Origin of the sequence: Streptomyces formicae (assembly GCF_002556545.1) — a bacterium.
Lineage (GTDB): Bacteria > Actinomycetota > Actinomycetes > Streptomycetales > Streptomycetaceae > Streptomyces > Streptomyces formicae_A.
In genome coordinates, this window is sequence record NZ_CP022685.1 from 8,009,964 (window position 1) to 8,026,034 (window position 16,071).

A 16,071-nucleotide genomic window follows, 5' to 3' on the forward strand; every position below is an offset into this window, starting at 1 on the left:
GCTCGGTCAGGCGCGCCGGTCCGTGGCGGCGCGCCGGTCCGTGAAGGCTCCCGTGCCGTCGAACACCCGCTCGGCGAAGCGCTCCCCGATGCGGCGGTGCGTGGCCGCGTCCGGGTGCAGCTCGTCGGGCAGCGGCAGCTCGGCGAAGTCGGCCTCGCCGTACAGTTCGAGGCCGTCGAGGTAGTACAGGTTCGGGTCGTCGGCGGCGCGTTCCCGTACGATCCGGGCCAGCTCGTCCCTGATGACGCCGAGGGTCAGCTTCCCGCTCGCGACCTCCGCGGGATCGCCCGTCGCCCGGAAGCGCAGCCGCCCCTCGGCGATCGCGGAGACGTCGATGGCACAGGGGCCCGGGGTGTCCTCGTGGATGGGGGACAGGATGGGCGAGACGACGAGCAGCGGCGCGGTCGGGTGGCCTTCGCGCACGGTGTCGAGGAAGCCGTGCACGGCGGGGCCGAAGGCGCGCAGCCGCATCAGGTCGGCGTTCACCACGTTGATGCCGAGCTTGACGCTGAGCAGGTCGGCCGGGGTGTCCCGGATCGCGCGCGCGGTGAACGGGTCGAGCAGCGCGCTGCCGCCCAGGCCGAGGTTGATCAGCTCCACGCCGCCGAGGGAGGCGGCGAGCGCGGGCCAGGTGGTGCTGGGGCTCGCGGCGTCGGAGCCGTGGCTGATCGAACTGCCGTGGTGCAGCCACACCTTGCGGCCCCGGTTCGGCACGGGACCGACGGGCGCGTCGGTGCGCAGCGCGACGAGCTCGGTGGTCTCGTTGTGCGGCAGCCAGATCTCGACGTCCTTCTCGTCAGGGGCGAGCCCGTCGAAGCGGACGGTGCCGACGGGACCCGGCCGGTAGTCGGCGGTGCCGGTGCTCAGGTCGATGGTGAGGGTGTTGCCGCCGGCGACGCTGCCCTGGCCTGCCGGACGTCCGTCGACCATCAGGTCGTAGAGCCCGTCGGGGCGGGGCGGGGCGCCCGGGTAGACGCGCTTGGTCGCCAGCGCGTCGAGCTCGATGACGGTGGCGCGGGTCCGCAGGACCAGGCGTACGCCGGAGGGCTGCGACTCGACCATGGCGAGCTGCCCGTCGGCGCACTGGGCACGGGCGCGGGCGGGCAGCCGGTGCGGCAGGACGCCGTGCGCGGTGTGCTCCAGGTCGAGGTGGCCGCGGAGGAGGTCGGGGGTGAGGGGAGTGGTGATGGGGGCGGTGGTGTTCATTGCCTCAGCCTGTTGATCAAGTGGTTTGGGAGGGTGTGCTGGCGCGAACGGGGCGGCGTCAGGGTGCGGACCAGGTCCTGAGCAGGGCGTCGAGCCGGTTCAGGGCCCACGACCAGGACTCCTGCGAGTCCGGGGCGCTGTGGCTGAAGCCGCCGGCGAGCTCCAGGCTGACGTACCCGTGGAAGACGCTGCCCAGGAGCCGCACCGCGTGGGTCTGATCCGGCTCGGCCAGGTCGTAGCCGCGCAGGATGGCCCGCGTCATCTGCGCGTGCCTGCCGCCCGCGCTCGCGGCGGCCGCCTCCGGGTCGAGCCGGTACTGGGTCGAGGCGTACCTGCCGGGGTGCTCGCGTGCGTAGTCGCGGTAGACGTTCGCGAAGGCGGTGAGCGCGTCCTTGCCCGCGCGCCCCGCGAGGGCGGCGGAACCCCGGTCGGCCAGTTCCGCCAGGGCGAGCAGGGCGATCCGGGTCTTCAGGTCGTGGGAGTTCCTCACGTGCGAGTACAGGCTCGCGACCTTGACGTCGAACCGCCGGGCGAGCGCGGAGACGGTCACCTCCGTGAAACCGACCTCGTCGGCCAGCTCGGCGCCCGCTCTGACCAGGCGGTCCGTGGTCAGTCCTGCGCGTGGTGCCATGAGCTTGCCTCCGCCTTCTCTGCGGTCTTCTCTTCGACGTGGTCCGTCTGCCTATAGCTATATTGCACGTTCCTAAAGTCTTTAGGCAAGTGGTGTAAGTCTTCAGGTGGACGGAGAGGCGGTCACTTGCTGGAACGGCAAGGCGAGTAGTCAGAAACGGGGAAAGGGGCGGAGGCTGGCACTGCTGACGGACACACAGGCAAACACGCCACAGGAAGGCGGCGAGGAACCATGGCGCACGGACACGGACACGGACACGGACACGGACACGGACACGGACACGGACACGCACACGGGCACGGGCACTCCCACGAGACGACCGACATCGACTGGGCCGCGATGGGCGACAAGCTGGAGCGGTACGCGAGGATCGCCGCGCCGATGTACGGCGAGGTGGCCGCGTGGCTGCGCGGGTGGGTGCCGGAGCCGGGGCTCGTGGCCGACGTGGGCGCGGGCCCCGGTGCCGTGGCCTTCCTGCTGGCTGGCGCCTTCCCCGGGGCGCGGATCGTCGCGGCCGACCCCGAGGGGCCGCTCCTGGAGCGCGCGCGTGCGCGCGCCGAACGGGACGGCGTCGCGGACCGGTTCGAGGCGGTGAGGGCGTAACTCCCGGACGACGTGGGGCAGTTGCCGCCCGCCGACCTGATGTGGCTGGGCAAGTCCCTGCACCACGTGGGCGACCAGGGCGCCGCGCTCGCCGCCCTCGCGCAGCGGCTCGCCCCCGGCGGAGCGATCGCCCTCCTGGAGGGCGGTCTGAACGCCCGCAGCCTGCCCCGCGACATCGGCTTCGGCAAGCCCGGCCTCCAGTCCCGCCTGGAGGCGGTGGACGAGGAGTGGTTCGCCGGGATGCGCGCGAGCCTGCCGGGCACGAAGGACGTCGTGGAGGACTGGCCCGCCCTCCTCGGCGCCGCGGGCCTGCGCCACGTGGCCACCCGCAGCTTCCTGCTCGACGTACCGGCCCCGCTCCCGCGCGAGGTCCGTGCGCACCTCGTGGACGAACTGGCCCGCCGCCGCGAGATGCACGAGGAACTCCTCGGCGCCGACGAGCTGGCCACCATCGACCGTCTCCTGGACCCGTCGGACCCGGGCGGCCTCCTCCTCAGGCCCGACGCGTTCCTGCTGCTCGCGCAGACGGTGCATGTGGCGGTCAAGGACCGGGAGCAGGGCTAGCCGGGCACGCGTCCCGCATCCCACGTATTCGCCCAACTGCCGGTGTGTGGACTCCTGTTGACGTAACGTCGGGAGGTCTCCGGCAGGAAGGGGTGCGGTCGCGTGATGGAGCTGATGCGGTGGGAGTCCGACGAAGGACCCGTAGTGGTCGAAGTGGACTCCAGGGACCCCGGGTTCAGGTCCGTGTCGCGGCGTGGCGGGGACGACGGGATCCATGAGGTCGAGGGGCGCTTCGAGTCGGCGTTGAGCAATGTGCGCGGGGCCGCGATGTCCGCGCTGCGGACCTTCCGGGACCGGGCACTCGACCCCGATGCCATCGAGTTGGAATTCGGGGTCAAGCTCAGCGCCGTGGCGGGTGCCGTCATCGCCAAGACCGCCGCCGAGGGACACCTGACCGTCAAGCTCACCTGGTCCAGGCCGCAGGCCCCGGGAGACGGCACCCGACAGGACGGCGCCGGACGGGCGGTCCAAGGCGAATAATGGCGGGCATGCACTGGCGTGCCCGGATCGGCACGGTCGACGGCGTTCCCAGAGGAGCGGGCGTGCTGGTCGACGGTGCGCGGCTGATCACCTGCGCCCACGTCGTCGAGGGCCTGGCCGAGGTCTCCGTGGCGCTGCCGGGACTCGACGACGCGCTGCGCGGGACCGTGGCGTGGGTCGGGGACTGGCGGCGCGTGGGGGATCGCGGGGACCTGGCCGTGATCGCGCTCGACCGGCCGCCCGACGCGACGCCGTGCGCGTTCGCCCCGCTCGACGTCCTGCGGCCGCGCCCGGGGCACGCCGCCCCCGAACTGCGCGCGCTCGGCTTCCCGTTCGGCCACGACGAGGTGGGGACGCACGTCACGCTGCGCACCAGCGCGGACCGGCTGCTAGGCCAGGAGTGGCTGGAGATCGACGTGGAGCGGGCCCATCTCCAGTGCCTCGCCGAGGGGTTCAGCGGCGCCGCCGTCTACGACCAGGAGAGCCATCTCGTCGTCGGCATCCTCACCGACGCCGTGCTCGAGGACACCGCCGCCGGTCACATCGGACGGATGCTGCCCCTCGACACCATCCGCCGCCACTGGGAGGAGCTGGACGACCTCCTGCCGCTCGACTGGCTGCCGGACGCGCCGCGCCGCGAACTGCGCGCGCTGCTGAGCGACGTACGGATCGACGCGGGGAACCTGGAGCTGATCGTCCGGCGGGCCTTTCCCACCTTCCGCCGCCCGCTGCCCGCCTTCCGGTCCGTCTGGCACGCGGTCCGTCACGTCGCCGAGGAACTGACCGGCGAGGACCGGCTCGTGCGGCTCCTCGACTCGCTGCGTGCGGCGGGGCCGCCCGGGGTGGACATCGGCGGGTGGCTGCGGCGGTGGATGCCCGAGCAGTGCGAAGGGGGCCGGGCGACCGGCGCGGCGATCGGCGCCGCACCCACCGGTTCCGTCATGTTCCGCGCCGAGTCGATGACCCGGGGCGCCGGACTCGACCTCTCCGTCTGCACCGTGGTCGACGGCCTGCCCGTCGCCAGGGCGGGGCCCTTCAGGATCCGGCCACGCCAACTGCGGACGAAGGTGGAGGCGCTGCTCGCCGAACAGATCTGCCGCGTCCACGAGTTCGACTGGATGGTGGAGTTCGTGGTGCCCGAACGGCTGATGAGCGAGCCGTACGAGGAGTGGCAGATCCACGAGCCGGGCGCCGCGCGGCCCCGGCCGCTGCGCACGGTGCCGGTCGTGGTCCGGCACATGGACCGGCTGAAGCCGCTCACCGTCTCGCGGCTCACCCGCAGGCGCTGGGAGACGGTGCGGGCCCGCGGCGAGACCAGGCCGCGGCGCGTGGAGTGCGGACTGCCCTACGGCTACGACGAGTTCCACGACTGGCTGGACGCCGACGACGACGTGTGCGCCCTCGCGTACGCCGCGACACCCGTGGGCGACTGGCTCGCGGCCGCCCTCGACACCGGCGTGCCGATCATGCTGTGGCGGCGCCACGACTGCGGCGACGAGGGCCACGCCCACTGCGCGCCCGACAAGTTCCTCGACCGGCTCACGGAGGCGGTCGCCGCACTCGACCCGGACCGGCTGCCGTTCGAGGTGATGCGGCTGCGCAAGGAGGCGCGCTCCCCCGACAAGGGGGACGCCGAGCACTGCGGGCACCGGCTGACCCTGTTCTGGGACGACCCGGAGCGCAAGCCCGACCCACCACTGGCCATGCGGACCACAGGGAGCGTGGAGCGTGTCTGAGACGGCTGAGACGGCCGGGGCGACGGCGACGTCCCACTGGCAGATCTACACCGGAAGCCGGATCCCGCACGAAGGAATCGAGGCACTCCCGGCCCCGCCCCCGTGGCGCACCTTCACCGGCGGCCCCGCCCTGCCCGTCCCGCCCGGCGACTCCGGCAACCCGCACGCGGCCGTCAGCTACCGGCCGGGCGAGGACGCGGTCCGGCAGGTCAACGCCGCGCTGTACCTGCGCAGGCCGCTCCTGGTGACCGGCGCACCCGGCACCGGCAAGTCCTCCCTCGCGTACGCGGTGGCGCACGAACTGGGCCTCGGCAAGGTCCTGCACTGGCCGATCACCAGCCGCGTCGCCCTGCGCGACGGCCTTTACGAATACGACCCGCTGACCCGCCTGTACGCCGCCGAACGCGCCCGGGGCGACGGTGACGCGGGGGTCGGCGACGACATCGGCGACTATCTGCGCCTCGGCCCCCTCGGCACCGCGCTGCTCCCCTACGAGCGGCCCCGCGTGCTGCTCGTCGACGAGATCGACAAGAGCGACATCGACCTGCCCAACGACCTCCTCACCATCTTCGAGAAGGGCTCCTACGAACTCGTCGAGCTGGCCCGCCGCGCCGCGCCCACCGCCAAGGTGATGACGGCCGACAGCACCACCGACCGCGTGGAGATCCGCGACGGCACCGTCACCTGCCGTGCCTTCCCCCTCGTCATCATGACCAGCAACGGCGAGCGCGAGTTCCCGCCCGCGTTCCTGCGGCGCTGCGTGACCGTGGACCTGAAACAGCCCGCGAGCGTGGCGGAGCTGACCGCGATCGTCCGCGAGCACCTCGGCCCGGTGCTGTGCGGCGAGGACGGCGAACTCCCGCCGCGTACACAGGAAATCATCGACCGCTTCTTCGAACGGCGCAGCGGCGGACTCCTCGCCAACGACCAGCTCCTCAACGCCATCTACATGTGCCACCACGCGTCGTTCAGCGAAGAGCCCGAGAACGTCAGGAAGTTGGCGGACCAGGTGATGCCGTACCTGAGCGGCGAGGCGACCCGGCACGATGACGCTTGACCGGCTCAGGGACGCGCTGGACGCCCTCGGCCCGCCGGTCACCCCGCTGGAGCTGGCGGAGATGCTGTGGCTGGCGGAGCGGCTGCCCGTGGGGGAGGGCGGTGGTGCCGGGGTTCCGCCGTCGGGCCAGTACGGCGGTGACCACGTGGACTTCCGGCAGGGTACGTTCCACGCTCCGGTGACGGGCTCGATGGCCTACGCCGACGTGAGCGAGCGCCCCGGAGCGAGCGACGAGGGTGCGGAGCGCGCCGACCCGGCGGAGCCGCAGAGCGAGGCCGGTCCGCGCCCCGCCCCCGGGCGCCGGGCCCTGCACGTCCCGCACGGCGCCCCGCGCCCCGGCACCGACGCCGACGACGTCCTCGTCCCCGCCCCGCAGGCCCTGCGCCACGAACTCGCCATCCAGCGCGCCCTGCGCCCGCTCAAGCGCCGCGTCCCCGACCGGCGCCGCCGCACCCTGGACGAGGAGGCCACCGCCGCACGCGCCGCGCGCCACCCGGGCCTGCGTCTCTGGGCCCCGGTCATGGTCCCGGTCCCCGACCGGCTCCTGAGCCTCGCCCTGGTCGTCGACACGGGCCCCGCGATGACGGTGTGGCGTCCGCTCGCCCGCGAACTGCGCGAGGCGATGCAGCGCACCGCCGCCTTCCGCGACGTACGCGTGTGGCAGCTGGCGGACGTCGGGTCGCGCGTCGGCGTCCGGATCTCCGCCGAGGGGCCCGCCCTTGACCCGGCGGCGCTCGTCGACCCGACGGGGCGTCAGATCGTCCTGGTGCTCAGCGACTGCTCGGGCCCGCACTGGTGGGGCGGCCGGGCGGACCCCGCGCTGCACCTGTGGGCGGGGCGCGGCCCCACCGCGATCCTCCAGCCGCTGCCCGAACGCCTCTGGCGCAGGACCGCGGCCCCCGCGGTCCCGGGCCGTGCCATCGCCTCCCGCGCGGGCGCCCCCAACACCGCACTGCGCTTCACCCCGCACGACGGCCGCGCCGTCCTGCCCGCGCCCGACGCGATCCCCGTGCCGGTCCTCGAACTCGCCCCCGAGTGGCTCGCTGACTGGGCGGGCCTGGTGACCGCGTCCGGCGACCGGGGCAGGGACACGGCCGTGACGTACGTCAGCCGCGCCCACCCGCCGCACGCCCAACCCCTGTCCAGCGAGGGTGACTTGCCGGTCACCGAGCGGATCCTGCGCTTCCAGACGGCGGCATCCCCCACGGCGGCGGACCTGGCCGCCCACGTCGCGCTCTCCGTCCCCGCACTGCCGGTGATGCGGCTCATCCAGCAACGGGTGACGCCCGGTTCGCGCCCCAGCGACCTGGCGGAGGTCCTCCTGAGCGGCCTCCTGGAACCGGTCGACGCGGAACGCGGCCTGTACGACTTCGTGCCGGGAGCCAGGGCCGCACTCCTGGAGACCCTGCCCCGCCCCGAGTCGCTCGCGGTCGCCGAGCTGCTCGGCCGCCTCGGCGCGGAGATCGAGGCGAGGGCGGGGTCGGGGACGCGGGCGTTCCGGGCGGTCGTGGGGGTAGCGGAGGGAGCGGGGAGTCGGGGGCTCGGGGAGGTGGGGCAGCCGTTCGCGCTGGTCAGCGAGGAGGCGTTGGGGGTGCTCAGAGGGCGGGCGATACGGGTGGTGGAGCGGCCCGCGGAGGTCCCGGATCACGAGACGGTGAGATTGCCCAGGAGGGATGAGGAGCCGCTTCCCCCGGAGGAGGCGCCATTCGAACCGCCCGGATCGGTGACGGCCCCGACCGGGCTCTCCAACATCTCCGCCGTGGACCCGTTCATCGGCAGGGCGCATGAACTCGACGGCCTGGACAGGACGTTCACCGACCTCCACGGGGCGGAGCGGGTCGTCCTGCACGGCGTGGCGGGCGTGGGCAAGACCATGCTGGCGAGGGCGTGGGCGGGGCGGTGGGGCGCTCGGGACCAGGAGCGCCCGGTGTGGTGGGTCACCGCGGACTCGCCCGCGTCCCTGGTCAAAGGGCTCTCGGAGCTGACCGATGTACTCCAGCCGTTCGTGAGGGACGCGCGCGCGGCGGGCGGCCGATGGGAGTGGGCTCTTCAGTGGCTGAGCTCGCACACCGGCTGGGCGCTCGTGCTCGACGGCGTCGAGAGCCCTGACGACGTGCGTGTGCTGCTGTCGCGCCTGGGCACCCGCGGCGTCGTCCTGATCACCAGCCGGGAGGCGGAGGGCTGGCCGGACGACGTCTTCCGGCTCGGTCTCGGCGTGCCCGCGCTGTCGGAAGCGGCCCAGATGTTCAAGGTCCACGCGGGCCGGGAGGTCGCCGGGGTCGTGCGGCTGTGCGAGGAGCTGGGGCGGCTGCCGAGGGCGGTGGTGCGGGCGGCCGAGGCGATCGCCGGGACGGGGGTGACGGTGGACGAGTACCTCGCCCTCCTCGCGCGGGGAGCGCTCGAACCGGTGGAACCCGAGGGGGAGGGCTCGGGGTCGGCGGAGGACCTGACGCCGACGGACGCGATCGGGGACGCGGTCAAGGAGTCACTGCGCGGCATCGCCGACCCGGCGGCCGTTCAACTCCTGCTGACCCTTGCCTGGTGGGGCGACAGCGCCGTTCCTCGCAGCCTGCTCCCGACCGTTCTGGACCCGGCGTACGACGTGACGCGCCTCCTGGACGTTCTGGTGGAGCGCGGCCTGGTGCATCTTGACGCGTCGGCGGCCACGGTCACGGTTCCGAGGCGCTTCGGAGCCATCGCCCTCACGCCGGACGAGACTCTGCCCTTCCGTGGCTCCGGCCAGGTCGACGCGGCCCGGCACCGGGCCGTCAGCTGCCTGATCGCCGCGTTCCCTGCGCCTGTGGACGACCCGGAGAAATGGCCGTACTGCCGTCAGCTCGTGCCGCTCGTCGAGGGGTTGTGCGAGAGGGCCAGGCCCGAGGACGACACCGCCTTGCTGGCTCAACTGCTCACCACGGCGGGGGAATTCCTCATCAGCCAGTGGCGGTCGGAGTCGGCCATCGGCATGTTGGACCGGGCGATGTCGTGCAGGCGACGGCTTTCGGGGCGCCGGTCGCCGGAGGCGGTGGAGGCCATGAAGGCCCTGGCGGCAGCCTTCCTGGCCGCGCGGCGCGCGAGGGACGCGATCGACCTCCTCCAGGACGCCATGGAGTGTGTGGCCGCCAGGGGGAGGCACCTGGACCCCGAAGCGCTCGAGCTGCGCGCCCGGCTCGCCGACGCCTACGCCGCGGCGGGTGATGCGCGGTCGGCCGTGCGGCAACTGGAGGACGTCCACACGACGGCGGCCGTCTCCCTGGGAGTCGAGCATCCCGAGACCTTGCGGCTGCGGTCCCGGCTCGCGGGCGCGTACGTGGCGGCGGGGCGTCCGGGCGAGGCCGTGGACACGTACGAGGAGACGCTGACCGGCTGCCGCAGGGTCTGGGGCGGCGATGCCCTGGAGACGATGGAGGTGCGCACGGGCCTGGCCTTCGCGTGTGAGGCGGCGGGCGCCACGGGCCGGGCGGTGACCGAACTGGAGCGGGTGGTGGCGAGTGTGTCCCGGGTGTTCGGTGCCGGGCACCCGCGGGCGGTTTCCGCCCGGTTGGACCTGGCCGGTCTCTACAGGGCCGCGGGCAGGGTGCGGGAGGCCGTCGAGACGTGCGCGCAGGCGTACGCCGAAAGCCTCGCGGCGCTGGGGGCGGATCATCCGCGGGCTCTGGACGCGGGGGAGCGGCTGGCCGAGATGTACCTCATCGACGGGAGCGCGGACCGGGCCGTCGACCTGTTCGGAGTGGTGTGGGAAAGGCGGAGAAGGGTCCTCGGAAAGACTCACCCGGACGCGCTCCGGGCCGCGGACTCCCTCGCGTCCGCCTATGCGGGCATCGGGGCCGTGGGCAGGCAAACCGCCCTGTACGAAGGGGTCTTGGCGGACTGGCGCGAACCGGAGGCGGCGGGCGGGGGCCAGTCCGTGGAGCTGCGGGAGCTGGCCCACGCCGGGCGGGCGCGGGTGTTGGGTGAGGACCACCCCGACACCCTGCACGCGCTGGAGGGGCTCGCGCTCACCCGGATCCGCACCCGGGAGCCGGAGACGGTGTCGAAGGGCTTCTACGAGCTCAGTGACGCGCTGACGACGCGGTGGAACACTCAGGGGCTCTTCCACCCCGACACTCTTCGCGTGCTCGGCAGACTCGTGGAGTCCTACCTGGAAGCAGATCATGTCGAGCAGGCCGTCCAGATCTGCGAGGAGGCTCGCGCGAGTGCCGTCAGGAGTGACGGTCCGGAGGCCGGGGCGACCGTGGTGCGGCACGTCCTCGCCCACCTCGCGTCCGCCCTCGGCCCCACCCGCTCGGAAGTCGAAGTCCTGCAAGCGCGCCTGGCCCGCTTGCACTGACCCGAAGGGCCACCGCAAGCGAGCCAGTACGTCTTGCCTACGTCCTAGAGGCAGGCGCCCGTCAGGCCACGTCGAACGTCGCCGGGTCGGGGCCGAGCCGCCGGTCCTCGTTCAGCGCCGAGATCGCCGCCATGTCCTCGGGGTCGAGCTCGAAGCCGAAGACGTCGATGTTCTCCTTGATCCGCGACGGGGTCACGGACTTGGGGATCACCACGTTGCCCAGCTGGATGTGCCAGCGCAGCACGACCTGGGCGGGAGTCCGCCCGTGCTTGCGCGCGATCGCGACGATCGCGGGGACATCGAGGAGGCCCTTGCCCTGGCCGAGCGGCGACCACGCCTCGGTGGTGATGCCCTGCTCCGCGTGGTACTCGCGGGAGGCGCGCTGCTGGAGGTGCGGGTGCAGCTCGATCTGGTTGACGGCCGGGACGATCGACGTCTCGCCGAGCAGCCGCTCCAGGTGCTCGGGCAGGAAGTTCGAGACGCCGATGGCCTTGGCGCGGCCGTCGGCGTGGATCTTCTCGAACGCCTTGTACGTGTCGACGTACAGGTCCTTCGAGGGCAGCGGCCAGTGGATCAGGTACAGGTCCACGTGGTCGAGGCCGAGCTTCTCCAGCGACGCGTCGAAGGCGCGGAGGGTGGAGTCGTAACCCTGCTCGCCGTTCCAGAGCTTCGTCGTGACGAAGAGCTCGTCGCGGGCGACGCCGGAGGCGGCGATGGCCCTGCCGGTGCCCTCTTCGTTGCCGTAGATGGCCGCGGTGTCGATGCTGCGGTACCCGGCATCCAGCGCCGTCGCGACGGCCTTCTCGGCCTCGTCGTCCGGCACCTGCCAGACGCCGAAACCGAGCTGGGGCATCTCGACGCCGTTGTTCAGGATGATCGGGGGGGTCTTGCTCACGAGCTTCGATCCTTAAGTCGTCGGGTGGTACTCCCATGGTCAACGATCAGAGGCGGTGTCGCATTCCTGGAGGTGTGAGGGCCGCGTGAGAGCCGGGTGATGGCCGGATATCGAAGGGGTGCCGGAGCGGATCGGTCCGGACCATTGACGGTGCTCCGTCATGCCGCGACCCTGTTGCACGTCACTGAACGCCGGACACTCATGTGAACGCACCTCTCGCCTGCGCCGCCCGCGTCCCAGTGGCTTGCTCCTGAAACCCCACCTCTTCAGGAAAGGCAGCGACATGCACAGCACCGACCAGGAGAAGTCCGCACCGGAGTCCGCCCAGCGGTCCGACGCCGGGAGCGCGGGCTGGCAGAGTCCCGAGTACGCGATCGTCGACACCGCCCTCGAAGTCACCGCCTACCGCCTCGCCGACCGGTAGACCCGCCGCCATGCTGCTGCAGGTGCTCGGCACCGCGGCGGGCGGCGGGCTGCCCCAGTGGAACTGCGCGTGCCCCGGGTGCACCGGGGCGCGCGCCCACCCGGAGCGCCGCCGTCGGCACGCCGCACTCGCCGTCCACGCGGGGGAGGGGCGCTGGTACCTCGTCAACGCCACCCCCGACATCGCCGACCAGATCGAGTCGGTCCCCGCCCTGAACCCCGGCACGGGCCAGGACGCGCGGCGCACCCCCGTCGCCGGGGTCGTCCTCACCGACGCCGAGCTCGACCACACCCTGGGCCTCGCCCGGCTGCGCGAGGCCCGCGACGGCATCGAGGTCATCGCCACGGCACCCGTGCGCGGCGCGGTGCGCGACGGGCTGCGACTCGACGCCCTCCTGGAGCCCTACACGCGCGTGCGCTGGCGCGAGCTGACCGCCGAGGCGAGCCTGGCGCTCCCCGGCGGCGCGGGGATCCAGCTGCGCGCCGTACCGGTTTCGGCCAAGCGTCCCCGGTACGCCGCCGGCACCGGCGCCGACGTGGGCACCTGGTCCGTCGCCCTGCGCATCCACGAGTCCGCGACCGGCAGGACCGTGCTCTACGCCCCCGCCCTCGCGGTGTGGAGCGCCGCGTTCGAGCGGGCGGCGCGGGCCGCCGACTGCGTGCTCGTCGACGGCACCTTCTGGGACGACGACGAGCCCGTACGGTCCGGCTTCTCGGCCCGCACCGCCACCGCCATGGGGCACCGCCCGATCGCGGGACGCACCGGCACGGCCCACCGCCTCTCGCAGCTCCCCGCGCGCTGTCTCTACACCCACCTCAACAACACCAACCCCCTCGGGGACCCGCACGCCGAGCAGCACAAGCTCCTCGCCGAGTGGGGCATCGAAGTGGCATCGGAGGGGATGGTGATCGAGCCGTGACACGTCACGGGGACGAGCTGACGGAACGGCTGCGCGCCGTCTCCGCAGGGCGCTACCACGACCGGCACCCCTTCAACGTCCGCATGCACGCGGGCGAGCTCACGCGCGAGGAACTGCGCCGCTGGATCGCCAACCGGTTCCACTACCAGCGGCACATCCCCGTCAAGGACGCCCTGATCCTCGCGAAGTTCGACGACCCGGCGCCGCGCCGCGGCTGGCTGCGCAGGATCAGGGACCACGACGGGGAGCGCGAGGGCGAGGGCGGCATCGAGCGGTGGCTGCGGCTCGGTGAGGCGGCCGGACTGAAGCGGGAACAACTCCTGGACTCCTCAAGGGTGTTGCCCGGCGTGCGGCTCGCGGTCGACGGGTACGTCAACTTCTGTCGGCTCAGGCCCGTGCTGGACGCCGTGGCCGCCTCCCTCACGGAGTTGTCCGCGCCCGATCTGATGCGCACCAGGATCGCCGCCTTCGAACGGCACTACCCGTGGATCGACGCGGAAGGGCTCGCCTACTTCCGTACGCGCGTCGATCAGGGCGCTCGCGACGGACAGGAGGCGCTCGCCCTCGTCCTGGAGTGGGCCCGCACCCCCGAGGAGCAGGATCGGGCCGTCGCCGCCCTCGCGTTCAAGTGCGACGTCCTGTGGTCACTGCTCGATGCCGTCGAGCGAGGGAACGCCGTCGGGCCGCTGTCCGGAGGTGCCGCATGAGCACCCACGACGTCGTACGCGGCGACTGGCGTCCCGAGCTCTCCCGCTCCGTGCTGCTCCGGCACGACCGGGTGCGCGACGTGGACCTCCTCGTCCTGCCCGAGCGCGTCGTCGTCCTGCGGGGCGCCGCCGGGAGCATCGTGGCCCTGTGCGACGGCGCACGCGATGTCGTCGCCATCGTCGCGGAACTGGCGCGCCGCCACCCCGACGCGCCGGTCGCCGCCGAAGTCCCCGCGTTCCTGAAGCAGTTGCGCGCCGAAGGGTGGCTGCGGTGACCGAACCCGACCCGCCCTGGGCGCTCCTCGCCGAGCTCACCCACGCCTGCCCGCTGCGCTGCTCGTACTGTTCCAACCCCGTCGAACTAGCGGCCAAGGCAGACGAGTTGACGGCCATCGAGTGGGGTGACGTCTTCCGTCAGGCCGCCGCGCTCGGTGTCGTGCAGAGCCATCTCTCGGGCGGGGAGCCCCTGCTGCGCCGCGACCTCACCGAGATCGTCGCGGCCGCCACCGCCGCGGAGATCCACACCCAGCTCGTGACCAGCGGCGTCGGTCTGCACCGGGCCCGCCTCGACGCGCTGGTCGGTGCCGGGCTGCACAGCGTCCAACTGTCCGTGCAGCACGCGGATCCGGCCGCCGCCCTGCGCATCGCGGGCGCACGCGCCTCCGCGGCGAAGGAGCGGGCCGCCGGGCTGATCAGGGCCGCCGGTCTGCCGCTCGGCCTCAACGCCGTGCTGCACCGCGCCAACCTCGACGCGCTCGACGCCCTCGTGGAACTCGGTCTCGACTGGGGCGCCGACCGCCTTGAGCTGGCCAACACGCAATTCTACGGCTGGGCGCTGCGCAACCGCGACGCGCTGCTCCCCGGCCGGGCGCAGGTGGCGCGGGCCCGCGAGCGCGTCGAGCGGTGGCGGCAGCGGCTCGAAGGGCGCATGGAGATCGTGTGGGTGGCGCCCGACTACGTCGACGGCGTCGCGAAGCCCTGCATGGGCGGCTGGGGCGCGCTCTCGCTGACCGTCGCCCCGGACGGCAGGGCGCTGCCCTGTCCGGCCTCCGCCGATCTCCTCGGCGCCGCGGCGCCGAACGTCAGGGACCGTCAACTGTCCTGGATCTGGCGGGAGTCGGAGGCGTTCACGCGCTATCGCGGCGAGGCGTGGATGAGTGACACCTGCCGGGGCTGCGAGCTGCGCGCCGTCGACTTCGGCGGCTGCCGCTGCCAGGCGTACGCCCTGACCGGCGATGCCGCCCGCACGGACCCGGCCTGTCACCGCTCGCCCGACCACGCCATGGTCCGCGCCCTGGTCGACGGGGCGGGGCACGCGGCTGACGCCGCCGACGCGCCTCCCGATTACGTCTACCGCACGCACACCGCCGGACCGGCACTCACGTAACTCCCCATGTCCGCAAGGGCCTTGGGCCCTCGCACGTCCCCCGACTGTCAGGAAAGTTTCCTGACATTGCCGCAGAGAGGTAAGCCCCACGTGAGACTCCACGCACCCCGCTCCCGTACCCGGGTCCGTCCGCGCACGACGACCGCCGCCCTTGCCGCCGTCACCGCGCTGTCCGGCGCGGCGGCCCTGACCCTGGCGGGCGAGCCGTCCGCCCAGGCGTCCCCCGCTCCCGCCGCTCGGGCGTCCGGCACGATCCACGCCGCCCCCTACGAATACCTCGGCTGGGGAAACCCGCAGAAGCCGACCGACGTGATGGCCGCGACCGGCGTCAAGTGGTTCACGCTCGCCTTCATCCTGTCCGACGGCGGCTGCGACCCGGCCTGGGACGGCAGCCGTCCGCTGAAGGGCGGCTCCGACGAGGCGGCCATCAAGTCCATCAGGGGCGCGGGCGGCGACATCGTCGTGTCCGTCGGCGGTTGGAGCGGGGCCAAGCTCGGCGAGAAGTGTGCCGGCGCCGCCGCGCTCGCCGGGGCGTACCAGAAGGTCATCGACGCCTACAAGCTGAAGGTGTTCGACATCGACATCGAGGACACCGAGTTCTCCAACGCCACCGTGCGCCAGCGCGTCGTGGACGCCCTGAAGATCGTCAAGGCGAAGAACCCCGGCATCGTCACCTACGTGACCATGGGCACCACGCCGAACGGCCCCGACGCCACCGGCAAGGACCTCATCAAGCGCGGCGCGGCGGCCGGGCTAGCCAACGACGCCTGGGTGATCATGCCGTTCGACTTCGACGGCCACAGCGGCACCATGGGCCAGGCGTCCGTCAGCGCCATGGAGGGCCTGAAGAAGGCGGTCAAGAGCGCCTACGGCTACAGCGACGCCGACGCCTACCGGCACATCGGTGTGTCCTCCATGAACGGCAAGACCGACGTGGCGGGCGAGACCGTCACCACGGCCGACTTCAAGACGATCCTCGCGTACGCCAAGCAGCACCACATCGCGCGCTACTCCTTCTGGTCCGTCAACCGCGACCGCGCGTGCGGCTCCGGCGGTGACGCCGACGCGTGCAGCGGCGTCGCGCAGTCGCCGTACGACTTCACCAAAATCGTCGCCCAGTACGGAGGTTGAG

Annotated in this window: 13 protein-coding genes and 1 pseudogene; 11 read left to right on the forward strand and 3 right to left on the reverse strand. The window is 72.9% G+C overall.

Going from position 1 to position 16,071, the window contains the following annotated elements; genetic code table 11:
- Nucleotides 1-6 precede the first annotated feature (6 nt).
- Nucleotides 7-1,206 (reverse strand): GDSL-type esterase/lipase family protein, encoded by a 1,200-nt coding sequence (locus KY5_RS34895; protein WP_098245944.1) that lies wholly within the window; start codon nucleotides 1,204-1,206, stop codon nucleotides 7-9.
- A 58-nt stretch (nucleotides 1,207-1,264) separates the two neighbouring features.
- On the reverse strand, nucleotides 1,265-1,837 hold the full coding sequence (locus tag KY5_RS34900) for a TetR/AcrR family transcriptional regulator (RefSeq protein WP_098245945.1): 573 nt from the start codon (nucleotides 1,835-1,837) through the stop codon (nucleotides 1,265-1,267).
- 231 nt (nucleotides 1,838-2,068) lie between these two features.
- On the opposite strand from KY5_RS34900, the pseudogene KY5_RS42320 reads away from it, so the two are divergent.
- From KY5_RS42320 to KY5_RS34925, 5 genes and pseudogenes are all read left to right on the forward strand, one after another.
- Nucleotides 2,069-3,004, forward strand: a pseudogene (locus KY5_RS42320) (class I SAM-dependent methyltransferase).
- 105 nt (nucleotides 3,005-3,109) lie between these two features.
- Nucleotides 3,110-3,484: a CU044_2847 family protein gene (locus KY5_RS34910; protein WP_324965837.1), complete on the forward strand. Its 375-nt coding sequence runs from the start codon at nucleotides 3,110-3,112 to the stop codon at nucleotides 3,482-3,484.
- Between the two features lie 8 nt (nucleotides 3,485-3,492).
- Nucleotides 3,493-5,220 carry a trypsin-like peptidase domain-containing protein gene (locus KY5_RS34915; protein ID WP_159072672.1) on the forward strand — a complete coding sequence of 576 codons (1,728 nt, stop codon included), beginning with the start codon at nucleotides 3,493-3,495 and terminating at the stop codon, nucleotides 5,218-5,220.
- Complete coding sequence (locus KY5_RS34920) at nucleotides 5,213-6,277, forward strand: AAA family ATPase (protein ID WP_098245948.1); 1,065 nt, start codon at nucleotides 5,213-5,215, stop codon at nucleotides 6,275-6,277. The genes KY5_RS34915 and KY5_RS34920 overlap by 8 nt, the downstream gene beginning before the upstream one ends.
- Nucleotides 6,267-10,607 (forward strand): tetratricopeptide repeat protein, encoded by a 4,341-nt coding sequence (locus tag KY5_RS34925; RefSeq protein WP_098245949.1) that lies wholly within the window; start codon nucleotides 6,267-6,269, stop codon nucleotides 10,605-10,607. The genes KY5_RS34920 and KY5_RS34925 overlap by 11 nt, the downstream gene beginning before the upstream one ends.
- Nucleotides 10,608-10,668: 61 nt before the next feature.
- On the opposite strand, the gene KY5_RS34930 is transcribed toward KY5_RS34925, so the two are convergent.
- A complete protein-coding gene (locus KY5_RS34930; protein WP_098247680.1) occupies nucleotides 10,669-11,460 on the reverse strand; it encodes an aldo/keto reductase in 792 nt (263 codons plus the stop codon).
- A 325-nt stretch (nucleotides 11,461-11,785) separates the two neighbouring features.
- On the opposite strand from KY5_RS34930, the gene pqqA reads away from it, so the two are divergent.
- The 6 genes from pqqA to KY5_RS34955 all read left to right on the forward strand — a co-directional run bounded on the left by pqqA (nucleotide 11,786) and on the right by KY5_RS34955 (nucleotide 16,070).
- The gene (gene pqqA / locus KY5_RS34935; protein WP_098245950.1) at nucleotides 11,786-11,926 is read left to right on the forward strand and encodes a pyrroloquinoline quinone precursor peptide PqqA; all 141 of its coding nucleotides are present in this window, start codon (nucleotides 11,786-11,788) and stop codon (nucleotides 11,924-11,926) included.
- Between the two features lie 10 nt (nucleotides 11,927-11,936).
- Nucleotides 11,937-12,845 (forward strand): pyrroloquinoline quinone biosynthesis protein PqqB, encoded by a 909-nt coding sequence (gene pqqB / locus KY5_RS34940; protein WP_098245951.1) that lies wholly within the window; start codon nucleotides 11,937-11,939, stop codon nucleotides 12,843-12,845.
- Complete coding sequence (pqqC, locus tag KY5_RS34945) at nucleotides 12,842-13,552, forward strand: pyrroloquinoline-quinone synthase PqqC (RefSeq protein WP_234363009.1); 711 nt, start codon at nucleotides 12,842-12,844, stop codon at nucleotides 13,550-13,552. Before pqqB ends, pqqC begins: the two co-directional genes overlap by 4 nt.
- Nucleotides 13,549-13,827, forward strand: a complete 279-nt coding sequence (pqqD, locus tag KY5_RS42795; RefSeq protein WP_234363010.1) for a pyrroloquinoline quinone biosynthesis peptide chaperone PqqD — start codon at nucleotides 13,549-13,551, stop codon at nucleotides 13,825-13,827. The genes pqqC and pqqD overlap by 4 nt, the downstream gene beginning before the upstream one ends.
- On the forward strand, nucleotides 13,824-14,939 hold the full coding sequence (pqqE, locus tag KY5_RS34950; protein WP_234363011.1) for a pyrroloquinoline quinone biosynthesis protein PqqE: 1,116 nt from the start codon (nucleotides 13,824-13,826) through the stop codon (nucleotides 14,937-14,939). Before pqqD ends, pqqE begins: the two co-directional genes overlap by 4 nt.
- Before the next feature lie 90 nt (nucleotides 14,940-15,029).
- The gene (locus KY5_RS34955) at nucleotides 15,030-16,070 is read left to right on the forward strand and encodes a chitinase (protein ID WP_234363012.1); all 1,041 of its coding nucleotides are present in this window, start codon (nucleotides 15,030-15,032) and stop codon (nucleotides 16,068-16,070) included.
- Nucleotide 16,071 lies beyond the last annotated feature (1 nt).